This is a genomic window from Nonomuraea polychroma (genome assembly GCF_004011505.1).
GTDB lineage: Bacteria > Actinomycetota > Actinomycetes > Streptosporangiales > Streptosporangiaceae > Nonomuraea > Nonomuraea polychroma.
The window spans coordinates 9,105,015-9,120,852 of record NZ_SAUN01000001.1; the positions used below are offsets into that span (position 1 = coordinate 9,105,015).

The window sequence follows — 15,838 nt, forward strand, 5'->3', positions numbered from 1 at the left end:
CTGTGCGGGATCACTTTGCCGTGATAACCCGAGCATGGGTACGGCTGGCAGAGGACACGCGCCAGCCGTACCAACTCTTTAACGGGGCCGCACGACCCTGGCCTCGTCCCAGATCGGCTCGGCCGACTCGTAGACCGTGCCGTCCGAGCCGAAGATCAGAAATCGGTCGAAGTCGGCGGCGAACCAGCGGTCGTGGGTGACCGCCAGCACGGTCCCGTCGAAGGCGTCGAGCCCGGCCTGGAGCGCCTCGGCGCTGGCCAGGTCGAGGTTGTCGGTCGGCTCGTCGAGCAGCAGCAGCGTGGCCCCGGACAACTCCAGCAGCAGGATCTGCAGCCGGGCCTGCTGCCCGCCGGACAACGTCTCGAACCGCTGCTCGGCGACCCGGCCCGCCAGCTCATAGCGGGCCAGGGCCTTCATCGCCTCGTTCTTGAGCTTGGCGTGCTCGCCCATGACGATCTCGACCGGAGTGCGGCCGATCAGGTCGGGCCTGGCGTGGGTCTGGGCGAAATGCCCGGGCACCACGCGGGCCCCCAGTCTGGCCACGCCCTCGTGGGCGATCGGCTCCCCGGCCAGCAGACGCAGGAAGTGCGACTTGCCCGAGCCGTTGGAGCCGAGCACGGCGACGCGCTCGGCGTACCAGACCTCCAGGTCGAACGGCCGCATCAGGCCGGTGAGCTCCAGCCGCTCGCAGATGACCGCGCGTTTGCCGGTGCGGCCGCCTCTGAGCCGCATCCGGATGTTCTGCTCGCTCGGGGCCACCTCGGGCGGGCCCGCCTCCTCGAACTTACGCAGCCGCGTCTGGGCGGCGTGGTAGGCGGCGGCCATGCCGTCGTTGTACCTGGCCTTGTTCTTCAGCATGTTGACCAGGGCCTTGAGCTTGGCGTGCTCCTCGTCCCAGCGCCTGCGCAGTTCGTCGAGCCGCTCGTTGCGAGCCCTGCGGGCCTCGGCGTACGTGGTGAAGCCGCCGCCGTGAATCCAGACGTTTCCCGACTCGACGGTCACGATCCGGTCGGCGGCGTTGGCGAGCAACTGGCGGTCATGGCTGACCAGCAGCACCGTCTTGGACGTCTCCCTGAGCTGCTGCTCCAGCCACTCCTTGCCGGGCACGTCGAGGTAGTTGTCGGGCTCGTCGAGCAGCAGGGTCTGGTCGGGGCCGCGGAGCAGCGCCTCGAGGACGAGCCGCTTCTGCTCGCCACCCGACAGCGTCGACACTTCGCGATATTTCACCCTTTCGTACGGCACGCCGAGGGCGGCCACCGTACAGGTGTCCCACAACACCTCGATCTCATAGCCGCCCGCGTCGGTGTAGTCCGCGATGGCCTGCGCGTACCGCATCTGCGTCTTCTCGTCGTCGCGCTCCATCATCGCCAGCTCGGCCTCGTCGAGCCGCTCGGCGGCCCGCCGCACCGCGGGCGGCGCGACGCCGAGCAGCAGGTCCCGCAGGCTGCTGCCGTCCCGCACGCTGCCGATGAACTGCCGCATCACGCCCAGACCGCCCGAGCTGGCCACGCTGCCGTCGACCGGCTGCAGATCACCGGCGATCAAGCGCAGGAGCGTGGTCTTGCCCGCGCCGTTGGGCCCGACCAGCGCGGCCTTGACGCCATCACCGATTCTGAAGGAGACGTCGTTGAGCAGGGGCCGACCGTCGGGCAGCACGTATGTCAAATGTCCTACTTCGACGTGGCCCATCCCGGCAGGCTAGCCGGTGTTCTCCCTCCCGGGCATCCAATTTTCCGCCCGGTCAGACGAGGGCGCTCTTGTAGAAGATGCTGACCTTGCGGGCTCCGGCGACGCCCGAGGCGAGGCCGAGGCACAGCCGGGGCCGGCCCGAGACGATCTGGACGGCCAAGCCCTCGGGCTCGCGGTAGTCCAGGGACTTGCCCGCCTGGGTGAGCGAGCGCTGGACCTTGGCGCCCGTCCGCAGGTCGACGCAGGTGAGGTGGGCATTGCCCGGCGCGGGGTTGGAGCCGCTGTAGGCGGTGCCGTCCAGCAGGTAGAGGTAGTTGCCGTAGGCGGTGTACCCCTGGAAGACGCCCAGTCCTGACGGCTGGGCGACGTCGTGCAGCTTCCGCGGCGCCCCCGCCTTGAGCTCCGCCAGCGAGTACACCGCGTAGCGCGGGGCGCCGCTGTTCCGATACCGCATGATCAGCCGGTTGGTGGACGGGTCGATCGCGCAGGTGGTGCTGGTCGCGCCGGAGATCGGGGCGTACTTCGTCAGCCCCGAGGACGACGGCGTGAGCGTCCGGCCGTTGACGAACTTGAACCTCGCCAGCCGCCTCCCCCAGGCGTTCCCCGTACTGTCACGCACCGCGTCGGTCTCGGTCCACAGGTACGCCGAGGTCCCCGCAGGTTCGACGCCGATCTGCACGCCGTGGCCGAAGCCCCTGAGGTACATGTGGCCGAGCACCGTGCCGGTCAGGCTGAGCTTGGTGAGGCACAGGTCGCCCGCCGCCGCCGACCCTGCGCCGTTCTTCAGCTGCACCGCGTAAATATGCCCGTTGACGTTGTCGAAGGCGAACGACTGGAGGACCGTCTCGTCGTAGAGTGCCTTCTTCCAGATCAGCGGGCTGGCAGGCGCGGCCAGGTCGAAGCGGCCCGCTGCGGAGGCTGCCACCGGCTCGGCGCCGGCCAGCGCCGTGACGGCGGCTCCGGCGCCGATTGTGAGCAGGCTGCGGCGGGTCATCGACATTTGGCCTCCTTTGAGGTGTTTGCAGGGGATCATCACCTTAGTACAGGCGGGAATCAGTGACTGTTGATCCTTGGGAAGCCCTGGACAGCAAGTGATCTAATGACTAGAACTGTGGGGGAATCCCCCTCCCCGCAGAGGAAACCAAGTGATGACGCGATTCCGCTCTGCCCTCGCCCCCCTGGCCATCGCGTTGATCGGGCTCACGGCCGTGCCGCAGGAGGCATGGGCCGCCCCGCCCAAGCCGGTGCCGACCGTGGCACAGGAGCAGCAAGCAGCCACCCCCGCCTCTCCCTGCGCCCCAACGGTCAAGAGCACGACCACGAATGCCCGCCTGACCAGCCTGTTCACCGCCTACGGCAACGACAACAGCCGGCTGGACGACTGGACGGGCGCCGACGGCACCTACTCGCTCAGGCTGCCGAGCGGCAAGGAGCTCTGGATCTTCTCCGACACGTTCCTCGGCCAGGTCAACCCCGACGGCTCACGCCCGCCCGTGGTCGAGGAAGGCGGCACGACGGTCTTCCTCAACAACTCCTTCGCCGTCGAGCGCGACGGCAGGCTGTCCACCATTTACGACGGCACCCCCGCGAAGCCCACCGCCGTGATGCCGCCGCGCGACAAGAACCACTGGTACTGGGCCGGCGACGCGACGCTCGCCGGCGGGATCGTGGAGGTCACCTACCAGGAGTACGAGCGGTACGGCCCCGGTGCGTGGGACTGGCGCTGGCACCGGAACGTGGTGGCCAGGTTCGCCCCGGGACGGCTCAACCGGCCGATCAGCGTGCACGATCTGCCGTCCGACCACGGTGTGGCCTGGGCCTCGGCGACGCTCAAGGACGGCCAGTACACCTACATCTATGGCGTGGAGGACTTCGGCTCGCCCAAGTACATGCACATCGCCCGCGTCAAGGGCCAGAGCCTGCTGGGCGCCTGGGAGTATCTCAAGGGCGACGGCACCTGGTCGCCGAACGAGGCCGACTCGGCGCGGATCATGAGCGGCGTGGCGAACGAGTACAGCGTCAGCAAGGTCGGGTCCGGATATGTCCTGATCACGCATGACACGACCGAGGCGCTGAGCGCCAACATCGTGGCCTACGCCTCATGCTCGCCGTTCGGCCCGTTCACCGGCAAGCAGCACGTCTACACGACCCCCGAGACCGGCGGGAACATCTTCACCTACAACGCCCACGCCCATCCCGAGATCGCCGGCAACGGGCTGGTGGTGTCGTACAACGTCAACAGCTTCGTGAACACCGACCACTACCGCGACGTGTCCATCTACCGGCCGCGCTTCCTGGACGTGACCTTCCAGTGAGACGCAACTGGGCGGCCCGCCTGCGGCACGTCGTGATCGACGGGCTGCGGGCGGTCGTGCTGGAGAACGAGCTGCTGCGCGTGACCGTCGTGCCGGACAAGGGCGGGGACGTCGTCGAGTTCCTGCACAAGCCCACCGACACGGACTTCGTCTGGCTCTCCCCGCAGGGCCTGCGCAGCCCGCGCGACCACCTCCAGGGCGCGGCCGACGACGTCGCCCAGTTCGTGGACCACTACGAGGGCGGCTGGCAAGAGGTCTTCCCCAACGGCGGCGCGCCGAGCGAATACCGCGGCGCGCGGCTGGCCCAGCACGGCGAGGTCTCCGGACTGCCATGGTCCTACGAGGTGACCGCGGACTCCGAGGACGAGGTCGCGATCCGGCTCAGCGTCAGGACCAGGCGGCTGCCGTACCGGATGGAGAAGGTCTTCAGGCTGCGGTCGGGCACGGCCGCGCTGGAGATCGAGAGCATGGCCGGCAATGACTCCCCGGTGGCGCTGCACGCCATGTGGGGGCAGCACATCGTCTACGGGCGGCCTTTCCTGCGTCCGGGGGCGAGGATCCGGCTGCCGGACGGTGTTCAGGTGATCCCGCACGCGACGGCGATCAACCCGGCCGGGCGCCGGGTCCGGGCGGGTGGGCCATGGACGTGGCCGATCGTTCCGGCGGACGGCGGCGGTCACACCGACCTCAGCGTGGTGCAGGAGCCGGGGTCGCCGAGCGACATCGTCTACCTGACCGGCTTCAACGAGGGTTGGTACGAAATTTCGGGGGATATCGGTATGCGGGTGGAGTGGGATGCCTCACTCCTGCCGTACCTGTGGATGTGGCAGGAGCTGGGCGCGTCCACAGGCTATCCCTGGTGGGGCCGGGCCTACACGGTCGGGCTCGAGCCGTTCTCCAGCATGCCGACCGACGGCCTGGCCGCCGCCGTGGCCAACGGCACGGCCCTCGTCCTGGATCCCTACGAGACGAAGACGTTGAAGATGCGCGCGGAGGTGATGGCGTGAGCGAGTTCGGCGGCAAGGTGGCGCTGGTCACGGGCGGGTCGACGGGCATCGGGCGGGCGGTGGTGGACCGGCTGGCAGACGGCGGGGCGTCCGTCGTGTTCTGCGGAATGGACAAGGACGCGGAGCTCGACACCGAACACGTCATCGGCCGGATCGCCGACGTGCGCCGGGGCGGCGAGATGCGGGACCTGGTGGACCTTGCCGTGCGCAGGTTCGGCGGCCTCGACATCGTCGTGACGTGCGCGGGCGTGCAACGGTACGGCACCGTCGAGGACACGCCCGAGGACCTCTGGGACGAAGTGCTCGACATCAATCTCAAAGGCGTCTATCTGACGTGCAAGGCGGCCGTCCCGCGGCTGCGGGCCCGCGGCGGCGGCTCGATCGTGCTCATCTCCTCGGTGCAGGCGTTCTCCTCGCAGGCGCGGGTGGCCGCCTACACCGCGAGCAAGGCCGCGCTCAACGGCCTGACCAGAGCCATGGCGCTTGACCACGCCGCCGACGGGATCAGGGTGAATGTGGTGTGCCCCGGCTCGGTCGACACGCCGATGCTGCGCTGGGCGGCGGATCTGTGGCGGGGTGACCTGTCGCAGGAGGAGCAGGTCAGGCAGTGGGGCCGCGCCCATCCTCTGGGCCGGGTGGGCCGGCCGGAGGAGGTCGCGGAGCTGGTGGCGTTCCTGGCGGGCCCGCGCTCGTCGTTCATCACGGGGGCGGAGCACCGGGTGGACGGCGGGCTGTTGGCGCAGAACCCGGCGTCACTCCCCGAATAGCCCCATTTCTGAATGGTCGAACAGGTCGAGCCCGCCCCACCAATTCCCCCGGTCTTTTTGCAAAGCTGGCAACAGTTGCGTCAATAGGAAGAACTTCCAGGTCACCCCCTTGATACGAGTGTGACGGCGTGCCCGGCACGCGACCCGGCACGGGCGCGCAGCCTCCCGTCGGAGCGCGAGCCATAACGGCTCGCATTCGATTCGGCATGCCACGTTACGAGGTCGAATCGACTCACCGATCTAGGAGAGACCTGTGAGGCTATCCAAAAAGGCGGCCGGCTTCGTCGCCGCTGCCGCGATGTTCACCATGGTCGTCCCCGCCACCGCCGCGGTGGCGAGCCCCCGCTCCACCTGCTACGGCGGCCGCGTCTGCCTGTACGCCGGCTTCGACTACAACCGCGGCCAGGTCGACTACTGGCGCGACTTCATGGGCGACGACGCCAACCTCATCGACAACAACTGGCTGAACTGGGACTTCAGCAATTCCTGGCGCACCATGAACAACGACACGACTTCGGTGCGCAACCGGGTCGGCTGCGCTGCCACCCTGTGGCAGCACCCCTACTACACGGGCGCCCACAGCACGTTCACGCATAACTCGAACGACGGGTTCCTGGCGAACAACGCCGTAGGCAACGACCGCGCCAGCTCCCTCGACGTCTGGTGCCGCTGACACATACCGGGAGTGCCGGTTTCCGGGTCTGGCCGCCGGAAACCGGCTGTCGCGTGCTCCTCGCGGCGAGCTCGGCCATGCTGCTGCTGACGGGCGTCGCGGGCTGCTCCGCCGACGAACCGCGGCCGCAGACGTCGGCACCAGCCGTCACGTCAGTGGCGCAGCTGGTGTTGCCGTTCGACGCGTACAAGACCACTCCCGAGCAGCAGGCCATTCTGGGCAACGCGCACAATCTCCTGGTCGTGCGGTGCATGCGCAAAAAGGGCGTCACGATCGAGCCGCCCGCCGAGGACCCGGCGACGATCGCCGCCGTGGAACCCGGCAACTCACGCCGCTACGGCGTCGTGGACACCGAGGCGGCCCGGCGCTACGGCTACCACCTCGCCCGTCCGCCGTCTCCCGACACGACCCGATCCTGGGCGGCCAAACTGCCCAAGCCCGCCCGCCACCGCCTGTACGGGACCGCCGCCGACCGCGGGTGCCTGGACCGGGCGGCGCTGGCGCTGGAGCGGGGTGCTCGGAAGGCGGACTGGCCGTGGCTGGCCCTGCAGGACTCGCTCACGTTGGAGCAGTCCGCCAAGCACTCGTCGGTGACGAGCGCGGTCCAGCGCTGGCAGTCGTGCATGAGCCAGCAGGGCCACTCGTACCCGGCTCCCGAGGCGGCCATTGGCGACAGCCGCTGGGATCTGGAAAAGAGCACTGTGACCGAGGACGAGAAGCAGACGGCGACCGCCGACACGCAGTGCAAGTGGGCGTCGGGTCTGGTGGCCGCCTGGTACGCGGCGGACGCGGCGTTGCAGCGTGCTGTCGTCAGGGACAACGCCGACCGCTTCGCCGCGCTCCGCGCCAACCTGGAGCAGCGCCTCAAGAGGGCGTCAAGCGTGCTCGCCGCGCACGAAGGCGGCGATGTCGGCTGACTGGCGCAGCCTGCTGGGCTCGTGGACGTACATCATGTGCCCGGCTTCGTAGTATTTGACCTCCACGTTGCCCGCCAGCTCGGCGGGCACGGGCAGGTGGGCGAGGGTGTGCTCGGCGGCGTAGTACGGCGTCGCCCCGTCGTGGTAGCCGCAGGCCACGTGCACGCGCAGGTGCGGGTTGGCGCGCATGGCGGCGCCGAGCTTGTCGACCACCGTGACGTGCGCACCCTCGAACTCCTTGTACGACCACGGCTGCACGCGCGAGGTGAGCACCTCGTACGGCAGGTCGTTGGCGTACCCGAGCTCCGCCCGGAGGTAGTGGTTGAGCGCGGCGCTGTAGGGCCCCATGATCGCGCTCATGCTGGGATCGGCGGAGAAGTGCTCGCGCCCCGCGTCGGGGTCCCAGCCGGTGAAGCGGCCGTCGAGGCGCCCGACGGTCAGCCGCCGCGAGCGCAGCAGCTCGGTGAAGAACCTGATGTGCTCGATCCGCAGGTTCACCCGGTCGACGTAGTCCTCGCTCAGCCCGGTGAGCGCGGCGATCCTGGCGACCGTGGCGGCGCGTTCCTCCCGCGTCAGCCGGCTGCCACGGGCCAGTGCCCACAGGTAGTCGCGCTCGGCGAACGCCTCGGCCTCGCGCAGCACGTCCGCCAGCGGCCGGTCCCCGTGCAGTCCGTGATAGTGCGCTATAGCCGCATAAGTCGGCAGATAGAGGGCGTAGGCCAGGTCGTTGCCCTCGTTGAACTCCCCGGTGACGAAGTCGAGCACCGACGAGATGAGGATCACGCCGTTGAGGTAAAGGCCATAACGCGACTGCAGGTGGTCGGCCAGCCCGGCCGCCCTGACCGTCCCGTACGACTCCCCGGCCAGGAACTTCGGCGACATCCACCGCCCGTTCCTGGTGGTCCACAACCGGATGAGCTCGCCCACCGACTCCAGGTCACCGGTGAACCCGTGGTACGGCTCGGCCTTCTCGCCTTCGGCCGCCCGCGAGTAGCCGGTCGAGACCGGGTCGATGAAGACCAGGTCGCTCACGTTCAGCAGGCTCTCCTCGTTGTCGGCCAGCCCGTAGGGCGGCGGCGACAACGCCCCGGCGTCGCCCATGACGACCCGGCGCGGCCCGAACACACCGAGATGCAACCACACGCTCGACGATCCGGGACCGCCGTTGAACGCGAAGGTGACCGGCCTGGTCAGCGGGTCGGCTCCGTCGAGTGTGTACGCCGTGACGAACATCTCGGCCTTCGGCCGCAGGCCGTCGAACGTACCGTCGGTGAACACCTCCTCACGCAACACCATGGTGCCGGTGACGGCGGTGTACGCCTCGCCCGACGGCAGGGTGTGGGCCGTGGTGACGAGGTTGTCGGCAGGGGGAGCAGGCTGGGTTTCAGACATGAGGCCCCATTATGGAGCCACATCCAGGGACACGGCGGGGTCGGCGAAACGCTCGTTCGGGACCGTGGCGTACCAGCCGGGCCGTCCAGGGTCGCGATCATACGGATAGCCGCCTTGTTCCCGATAAAGCTCGGCATAGCGGGCGACCCGCTCCCGGTCCAGCCGCACCCCCAGCCCCGGCCCCTGCGGCACGGCGATGGCCCCGTCCACGTAGGCCAGCTTGCCGCCCTCGATCACGTCGTCACGCAGCTGGTGATAGTGGGCGTCGGCGGCGTAGGTGAGGTTCGGCAACACGGCGCCGAGGTGCAGCATGGTCGCGAGCTGGATCCCGAGCTCCCCCGACGAGTGCACGGCCACGCCGATCTGGAACGTCTCGCACACGCCCGCCGCCTTGACGCACGGCCTGATCCCGCCCCAGAACGTCGTGTCGAGCAGCACCACGTCGGCGGCCCTGCGCAGCACGTTCGAGGCGAGCTGCTCGAAGTTGACGACCACGGTGTTCGTCGCCAGCGGCACCCTGACCTGCTCGCGTATGGCCCTGAGCCCTTCGAGACCCCAGACCGGGTCCTCCAGGTAGTCGTTGTTCAGGTCCTCGATGGCCCGGCCGAAGCGCAGGCCCTCGGCCACCGACAACACGGCGTTCGGGTCGTACCTGAGCCGGTCCCGGGGGAACGCCTCGGCCAGCGCCCGGTAACACTCCAGCTCGTAGTCCGGCGGGAACACGCCGCCCTTGAGCTTGTGCACGGTGAACCCGTGCGCCGCCTTGAGCTGCGCGGTGTGCTCGACGAGCTGCTCGGGTGTGCGGATCTCGCCGTAGCCGGCGTCGGCGTACCGGAAGAACAGGTACGAGGCGAACGGCACGGCGTCGCGGACCCGCCCGCCGAGCAGGTCGGAGGCGGGCACCCCGAGCTGCTGGCCGATGAGGTCGATGCAGGCGAACTCGATGGCGGCCAGGAGCTGCGTGCGGTTGTTGTAGAGGGAGGCCGTCGGGTTGGCGATCTTGAAGCGCAGCGCTTCGAGCTGGAAGGGGTCGTGGTCCTTCAGGTACGGCACCAGCGCGCGGAACGCGGCCTCGGCGCTCTCCCCGCCCCCGCCCATCTCCCCCAGGCCGACGAGCCCGTTGTCGGCCTCGACCTCGACGATCGTGCGGACGAACCGCCCCCAGTGGGCGCCGTTGCTGTGCCGCAGCGGCGCCTCCAGCGGGACCGCGACCGTCGTGGCCCGGATGTCAACGATCTTCACGAGCGCGTACCCCCAATGACGGCGACCCCGCAGGCGGGCAGCCGTACCGCCACGGTCTCATCTCCTGGCATGGTGACCGTCGCCTCGACCGGCTCGGCGGCCAGCGACTGGAGCCTGACACTGTCCTTCCCGATCGAGGTGATGAGCACGTCCGGATGGTCGACCGAGGCGTACGTCTCGGTGACCGCCGGGCTGTCGGTGACCAGCGCGCCGACGAACGGCTCGGTCAGCCCGGCTGCCGCCGCCGCGCCCAGCCGCCTGCCCTGGACGCCTGTTTCCGACGTGACGGCATAGCGGAAAGTGGTCTCGCCCTGTTGCTGCGCCGGGAAGTTGGTGTCCCAGATGTTGTTGAGCGCCCAGGAATAGACCGTGCCGTCCTCCTGGTCGAGGGTCGGCGGGAACGGCGCGTACGGCATGTGGATGGTGCCCAGCTGCACCAGCGGAGCCTCCAGCGTGGCCCAGGCGATGGTCAGCTCGGGGTCCTCGAACGCGATCCAGTGCCTGATCGGCAACATGTACTCGGCCGAGCCCGGCACGCGGGGCACGTCCGGTCCGCCGACGCCGCCGGTGAGCTCCCAGGCGGTGGCCCGTCCGGCCGCGAACGGGAAAGCCAGGAACACCGCCTCCTTGGCCGGGGTGCCCTGCTTGGCGAGCTGGTAAGTGAGGTCCAGCCGGGGCACGCCGTAGTGCAGCTCGATCGTGGTGCGGATCCAGTCCACACCCTTGCCGCGCAGCTCCACGACCAGCTTCTCGCCCACGGCCGTGCGCTGGCACTTGGTGATGGTGGCGTGCTTGCCGATGGCCCGGTCGCCGAGGAGCGTACGATCATGCGCCCCGACGTGCCCCGACAAATGGTTGAAATGCGGGGCGGTGGCGTACTGGTCGTACACGTACTGGCCGAACCCGGCGGCGGCGTCCCCGTTGACCAGCTCGCGGCCCGCCCGCTTGTCGAAGATCGAGCTGATGTGGCCCTCGCGCACGTCGTAGGCCACGCGGTAGAACTCGTTCTCGATCGCCGTGGTGTCGCCGAGCTCCCGGAGCTCCACCGGCTCGGGGGCCTGGGTCTCGCCGGGCACGACGTCAAGCCGTACGTAGCCGAACCCGGGCACCTCACGCACGACCGCGTGGACGTGCCGACCGATCGGCCGGGTCGGCCAGTCGTCCGGGTCCACGAACTCCTCGTGGTGCGGGACCGTCTCCCCGGTCCGCGCGTCCACCAGCGCGATCGGCACGTCCACGCCCACCACGTCACGCGGCAGGAACGCGTGCACGACGTCGGTGCGCGCCCGGGTCGCGGGGTTGAAGACCGCGAAGGACGTCAGAGCGCCGCCCTCGGTCCCCGTCTCCGACAACGCCGCGGCGAACCGTCTGACGGCGGCGTGCAACAGGTCGGCCGCGTCGTCCTGCGCCTGGTAGGCCCCCGAGGACTTGCGGGTCCACTGCAGCCCGCCGGAGTCCCCGGCCTCCTCGGCGTCCTCCCAGGGATTGGCCGCGCCCCACGTGTGCTCGTTGAACAGGGCGACCTTGTCGTAGGCGGCGTCGATCTCCTCGGTCACGTCCGCCCCGGCCAGCGTGTGCAGGGTCTCGGCGGCGCGCAGCGCGGACTGGGCGCGGCGGACGTAGCCCAGCGGACGCGCGCCCGAGCCGAGCCCGTCGGCCCACCAGTCGGTCCAGTCGCCCTCGTGCACCGCCAGCCGGTCGAGGTAACGCTCCTCGACGTGCCGGAAGAAGTCGCTGTTGACCGCCGACCGCAGCCGCGGGTAGGCCCACTCCTCGTTCCACCTGCGGGCGATCGAGGCGGGCACGATCGACGGTCCCGCGTTGTCGGCGTGCGCACCCTGCACCCGCAGGTGCAGCACGTCCAGCTCGTACGGCTCCCGCGGCGCGTCGGGCCCCTGCCATCCGAACGTGCCGGGCCCGTACGGGTAGCCGCGCGTGGCCAGCGCAGACAGGTAGCGCGGCAGCAGATCGTCGGCCAGCTCGTAGGAGTCGGTCAGCCCGACCGTGTTGCCCTCCATGTACGCCATCCCGTGCGGCGTGTCCGTGAACCACACCAGCAGCTCGTTCCCGCTCGGAGCCCGCCACCGGAACGGCCTGGTGAGCTTGTCCCCGCCGTGCAGGTAGGGCACCGACCGGCCGGCCCAGTTGTGCGCCGCCGCCAGGTAGCGCACCCCCGCCTGGCTGAGCGCGTCCACCAGCCCGACGACCGCGCCGGGAACGTCGGTGTGCATGGCCGAGGTGACCGGGAAGCTGAACTGCCGGGTGAAGCGCAGCTGCCGGTGCAGCTCCTCGGTCGAGCACGCCTCCGTGTGCAGCTGGAACGGCAGCGCGGTCACCTCGATCACGCCCTCGCGGCCGCGTCGCGTGAAGGACTCGACCATCTCGGCCGGGCGGGCGGCCAGCCACTTCAGCGCCGGCATCGACGACTCGACCGTCCACCGGAACTTGGCGTCGTCCGGCCAGGACGCGGTCTCCTCCGCCAGCCGCAGCGCCGCGTCCAGGTAGTCGAGGTGATGCCGGAGCACGGTGCCCTGCGGATCGGTGTAGCCGATGTCCAGGTGCGAGTGGTGCACGACGAACACGCTCCACTTACGCTGCGGGGTGACGGTGATCCGGGCGCTGCCGACCACCCCGGCGTCGTCGCGGCACTCCAGGGTGAACTCGCGCGGCGCGTCCACCTCGGGCACCAGCAAGGTCACGTCCTTGCCGGAGGCGCTGTCCACCCCCACCAGCACATGCGTCAGCGGCTCGGTGCTCGACACCCTGACCGCCTGCCGGCCGTCGTGGGTGAACAGCGGCACCACCGCGACCCGCACCTCCAGCCCGCGCACGCTGATGACGGGGGTCGAGGTGTCGTCCCGCAGGGCCTGCCTGATCCCGTCGTAGTCGGGGCTACCCAGGCTGCGCTGGAGCAACCGGCTGGTCATCACACACTCCCTAGAGACAGGCCTCGGGCGAAGAGGCGCTGGGTGGCGAGGAACAACACGACGGTCGGCAACGAGACCACCAGTCCCGCGGCCAGTCCGACGGGCACCGGCGTTCCGGCGTACACGTCGGTCATGAGCCCGGCGATGGCGGTCATCACCGGGCGAACGTTCTCGGTCTGGGTCAGGGTCAGGCCGAAGACGAGGTCGTTCCAGATGAAGGTGAACTCGAGGATGAACACGGCCGTCAGGGCGCTCAGCGACATCGGCAGGTAGATGCGCCAGAAGATGCGCCACGTCGAGGCGCCGTCCATGCGGGCCGCCTCGAAGATCGAGAACGCCACTCCGGAGTAGAAGTTCCGCAACACGAACGCGCCCAGCGGCACGTTGATCGCCGTGTAGATGACGATCAGGCCGAGGTGGGTGTCGTACAGGCCGGCGTCGCTGTAGCTGACGAACAGCGGCACGAGCAACATCTGCGAGGGGAAGACGGTGCCGCCGAAGATCAGCAGGAACCACCAGAACCCATGACGCAGCCGCAGCACCACGATGGTGTATCCCGCCAGCGCCCCGATGATCACAGCGAGCAGCGGCGAGACGATGGCGTAGAGCGCGGTGCTGGCCAGGCTCCCGCCCAGGTTGGCGCCCTCGATGGCGTGGCCGAAGTTCTCCAGCAGCGAGAAGTCGGCGGACGGCACCCAGGCGCGGTCCGGATCGTACGAGGTCGCCGGCCGCGAAGCGTTGACGAGCAGCAGATAGGTCGGCCCGAGCCAGATCAGCCCGAGCACGATGAGCACGGCACGCCGGATCATGACGCCACCTGCCTCCTCAGGTAGAGGTAGGACGCCAGTCCGGTGACCACGGTGAGCAACACCGCCACGGCCGAGCCGTAGCCGTAATCACTGGCCACGAAGGTCTCCTTGTACATGGTGACCGCCAGCGTCTCGGAGTTGCGTCCCGGACCGCCCTGCGTCAGCACCCACACGATGTCGAACGTCTTCAGGCTGGCCACCAGCGCCAGCCCCACCACGACCGCCGTCAGCGGCCGCATCAGCGGCCAGATCACGTGCCTGAACAACCGCCACCCCGACGCCCCGTCCAGCCGCGCCGCCTCGATCGGCTCCTTGGGGATGGACTGCAGGCCCACGACGAACAACAGCGTGTTCACGCCCAGCTGCTGCCAGGTCCACACCAGCAGCATGGCGAGGGTGTTGTGCGGCGCTTCCTGCAAGAACGCGGTGTCCACGCCGAGCAGCAGGTTGGCGATCCCGCCGTGGGACAGGATCGGGCTCCACACCATGGCCAGGCCCGCGCCGCTCAGCGCGTACGGCAACATGAACGGCACGCGGTACCAGGCGCCGCCCTTGATGTCGTACGACAGGACCGCGACCAGCAGCCCGAGCCCGACCGGCAGCACCATCGTGCCGGCCACCCAGATCAGCGTGTTGCGGGTCGAGGTGAGCAACGCCGGGTCGTCCAGCAACTTGCCGAAGTTCGCGAAGCCGACCCAGGCGGGCGGCTCCAACCCGTCGTAGCGGGTGAGGCTCAGGTAGGCGGTCCACACGAACGGCGCGTAGAGCAGCACCGCGACCAGAATGGCCGCCGGCGCCACGTACCCGTGACGGAACCGCCCCAGCATAGGCGCGCGGGTTGTCACTGATGCGTGCTCCAGTACTCGTCGGCGGCCTTCTGGATGGTCTCCAGCACCTCCTTGTAGGCGCCGGGCTCGGTGACGAACTTGCTGAAACCGTCCAGCGCGGCCGTCAGGATGGGTGGCGGCGTGGCCTCGAAGTAGCGGTTGACCAGCCGGTACTTGCCGCTGCCCGCGTCCTTGGTGACGGTGCCGAGCGCCTCGTCCTTGATGGTGACCTTGGGGTTGGCGCTCACGTCGCCCCGGCTGGTGGCCCACTTCTCCTGGGCTTCGGCGGTCGTCCACCACTTGAGGTACTTCATGCTCGCGTCGGGGTCGGCGGCCTTGGCCAGCGAGCAGAGCGGGCCGCTCTCGAAGATCATCGACGTCTTGGGGAGCGAGGCGTTGACGTTGGGGATGACGAAGAAGTCGTAGTCGGTGCCCGGCTTCAAGTCGCGCTGGGTCATGCTGGTGTTGAACCAGGTCCCGAACGACACCATCGCCGCCTTGCCGGTCTTGAGCACGTCCCCGGGATCCGTCTTATCGCCCGGGTTGATGAAATATCCGGCGTCAATGAGCTGCTTCCACCGCTCCATCACCTGCACCACGCCCGGGTCGGTGTACTTCGCCTTGCCTGTGGACAGGCGGTCGTACAGGTCGGGGTCGGTGCCGGCCATGAGCTGCTCGAACCAGACGAACGAGAACAACACGCTGGTGTGATAAAACGCCTTCACCCCGTTCTGCTTCAGGGTGTCGGCCGTCTTGATGAGGTCGTCCCACGTCTGCGGCGGCTGCAGGCCGTACTTGTCGAAGATCTTCTTGTTGTAGAACATGCCCCAGTAGGCGACGTTCATCGGCACGCAATACTGCTTGCCGCCGATCGTGTAGTAGGGGGCGAGGTCCTGCGACAGGTCGCCCGCCTTGATCGCCTCCTGCCAGACGGCGGTGGTGTCGGCCACCTGCTTCTGCTTGACGATCTCCTCGAGCATCCCGCCGGTCTGCCAGGTGAACAGATCGGGCTTGACGTTCGTGCGGAACGACGCCTTGATGAAGGCCTGGTACTGCGCCGAGTCCGTGTATCCCGTCGGCTTCATGCCCAGGCCGATGCTCGGCTTGGACAGCGCGCCCATCTCGTCGAAGAACTTCGTCCAGGCGCCTTTGTCGTTGTACAGGGTTAACTCGGTCTTCTTCTGCGGCGCGGCGGCGTTGCCGCCGCCGCACGCGGTCAGGACGAGCGCCGCCACGCCGAGCGTGGCCATGCGTGACCGGAGCATGGACCGGC

At 69.1% G+C, this 15,838-nt stretch carries 13 protein-coding genes; 5 read left to right on the forward strand and 8 right to left on the reverse strand.

Annotation, left to right across the window (positions count from 1 at the left end):
* Positions 1 to 78 precede the first annotated feature (78 nt).
* Both EDD27_RS41865 and EDD27_RS41870 read right to left on the reverse strand, forming a co-directional pair.
* Entirely contained in the window at positions 79 to 1,689 is a 1,611-nt protein-coding gene (locus EDD27_RS41865; protein ID WP_127937380.1) for an ABC-F family ATP-binding cassette domain-containing protein, read from the reverse strand.
* Positions 1,690 to 1,741: 52 nt separating this feature from the next.
* Positions 1,742 to 2,689 (reverse strand): phage baseplate protein, encoded by a 948-nt coding sequence (locus EDD27_RS41870; protein WP_127937382.1) that lies wholly within the window; start codon positions 2,687 to 2,689, stop codon positions 1,742 to 1,744.
* A 148-nt stretch (positions 2,690 to 2,837) separates the two neighbouring features.
* On the opposite strand from EDD27_RS41870, the gene EDD27_RS41875 reads away from it, so the two are divergent.
* From EDD27_RS41875 to EDD27_RS41895, 5 genes are all read left to right on the forward strand, one after another.
* Positions 2,838 to 4,004 carry a DUF4185 domain-containing protein gene (locus tag EDD27_RS41875; protein ID WP_127937384.1) on the forward strand — a complete coding sequence of 389 codons (1,167 nt, stop codon included), beginning with the start codon at positions 2,838 to 2,840 and terminating at the stop codon, positions 4,002 to 4,004.
* Positions 4,001 to 5,011 carry a DUF4432 family protein gene (locus EDD27_RS41880; RefSeq protein WP_127937386.1) on the forward strand — a complete coding sequence of 337 codons (1,011 nt, stop codon included), beginning with the start codon at positions 4,001 to 4,003 and terminating at the stop codon, positions 5,009 to 5,011. The genes EDD27_RS41875 and EDD27_RS41880 overlap by 4 nt, the downstream gene beginning before the upstream one ends.
* Entirely contained in the window at positions 5,008 to 5,778 is a 771-nt protein-coding gene (locus EDD27_RS41885; protein WP_127937388.1) for an SDR family NAD(P)-dependent oxidoreductase, read from the forward strand. Before EDD27_RS41880 ends, EDD27_RS41885 begins: the two co-directional genes overlap by 4 nt.
* 253 nt (positions 5,779 to 6,031) lie before the next feature.
* Positions 6,032 to 6,451 (forward strand): peptidase inhibitor family I36 protein, encoded by a 420-nt coding sequence (locus tag EDD27_RS41890; RefSeq protein ID WP_127937390.1) that lies wholly within the window; start codon positions 6,032 to 6,034, stop codon positions 6,449 to 6,451.
* A gap of 53 nt (positions 6,452 to 6,504) precedes the next feature.
* On the forward strand, positions 6,505 to 7,368 hold the full coding sequence (locus EDD27_RS41895) for a hypothetical protein (protein WP_127937392.1): 864 nt from the start codon (positions 6,505 to 6,507) through the stop codon (positions 7,366 to 7,368).
* Here EDD27_RS41895 and EDD27_RS41900 read toward each other — a convergent pair.
* Genes EDD27_RS41900 through EDD27_RS41925 form a run of 6 tightly spaced genes read right to left on the reverse strand, consistent with a single transcriptional unit; the run spans position 7,327 to position 15,830 of the window.
* Positions 7,327 to 8,760, reverse strand: coding sequence for a S10 family peptidase (locus EDD27_RS41900; protein ID WP_127937394.1), 1,434 nt, complete (start codon positions 8,758 to 8,760; stop codon positions 7,327 to 7,329). The genes EDD27_RS41895 and EDD27_RS41900 overlap by 42 nt on opposite strands.
* 9 nt (positions 8,761 to 8,769) lie before the next feature.
* On the reverse strand, positions 8,770 to 10,002 hold the full coding sequence (locus EDD27_RS41905) for an enolase C-terminal domain-like protein (RefSeq protein WP_127937396.1): 1,233 nt from the start codon (positions 10,000 to 10,002) through the stop codon (positions 8,770 to 8,772).
* The gene (locus tag EDD27_RS41910; protein ID WP_127937398.1) at positions 9,999 to 12,929 is read right to left on the reverse strand and encodes a glycoside hydrolase family 38 N-terminal domain-containing protein; all 2,931 of its coding nucleotides are present in this window, start codon (positions 12,927 to 12,929) and stop codon (positions 9,999 to 10,001) included. Before EDD27_RS41910 ends, EDD27_RS41905 begins: the two co-directional genes overlap by 4 nt.
* Positions 12,929 to 13,738 carry a carbohydrate ABC transporter permease gene (locus EDD27_RS41915; protein ID WP_127937400.1) on the reverse strand — a complete coding sequence of 270 codons (810 nt, stop codon included), beginning with the start codon at positions 13,736 to 13,738 and terminating at the stop codon, positions 12,929 to 12,931. The genes EDD27_RS41910 and EDD27_RS41915 overlap by 1 nt, the downstream gene beginning before the upstream one ends.
* The gene (locus EDD27_RS41920) at positions 13,735 to 14,565 is read right to left on the reverse strand and encodes a carbohydrate ABC transporter permease (protein WP_127937402.1); all 831 of its coding nucleotides are present in this window, start codon (positions 14,563 to 14,565) and stop codon (positions 13,735 to 13,737) included. Before EDD27_RS41920 ends, EDD27_RS41915 begins: the two co-directional genes overlap by 4 nt.
* A gap of 14 nt (positions 14,566 to 14,579) precedes the next feature.
* Complete coding sequence (locus EDD27_RS41925; protein ID WP_127937404.1) at positions 14,580 to 15,830, reverse strand: ABC transporter substrate-binding protein; 1,251 nt, start codon at positions 15,828 to 15,830, stop codon at positions 14,580 to 14,582.
* Between the last annotated feature and the right edge of the window lie 8 nt (positions 15,831 to 15,838).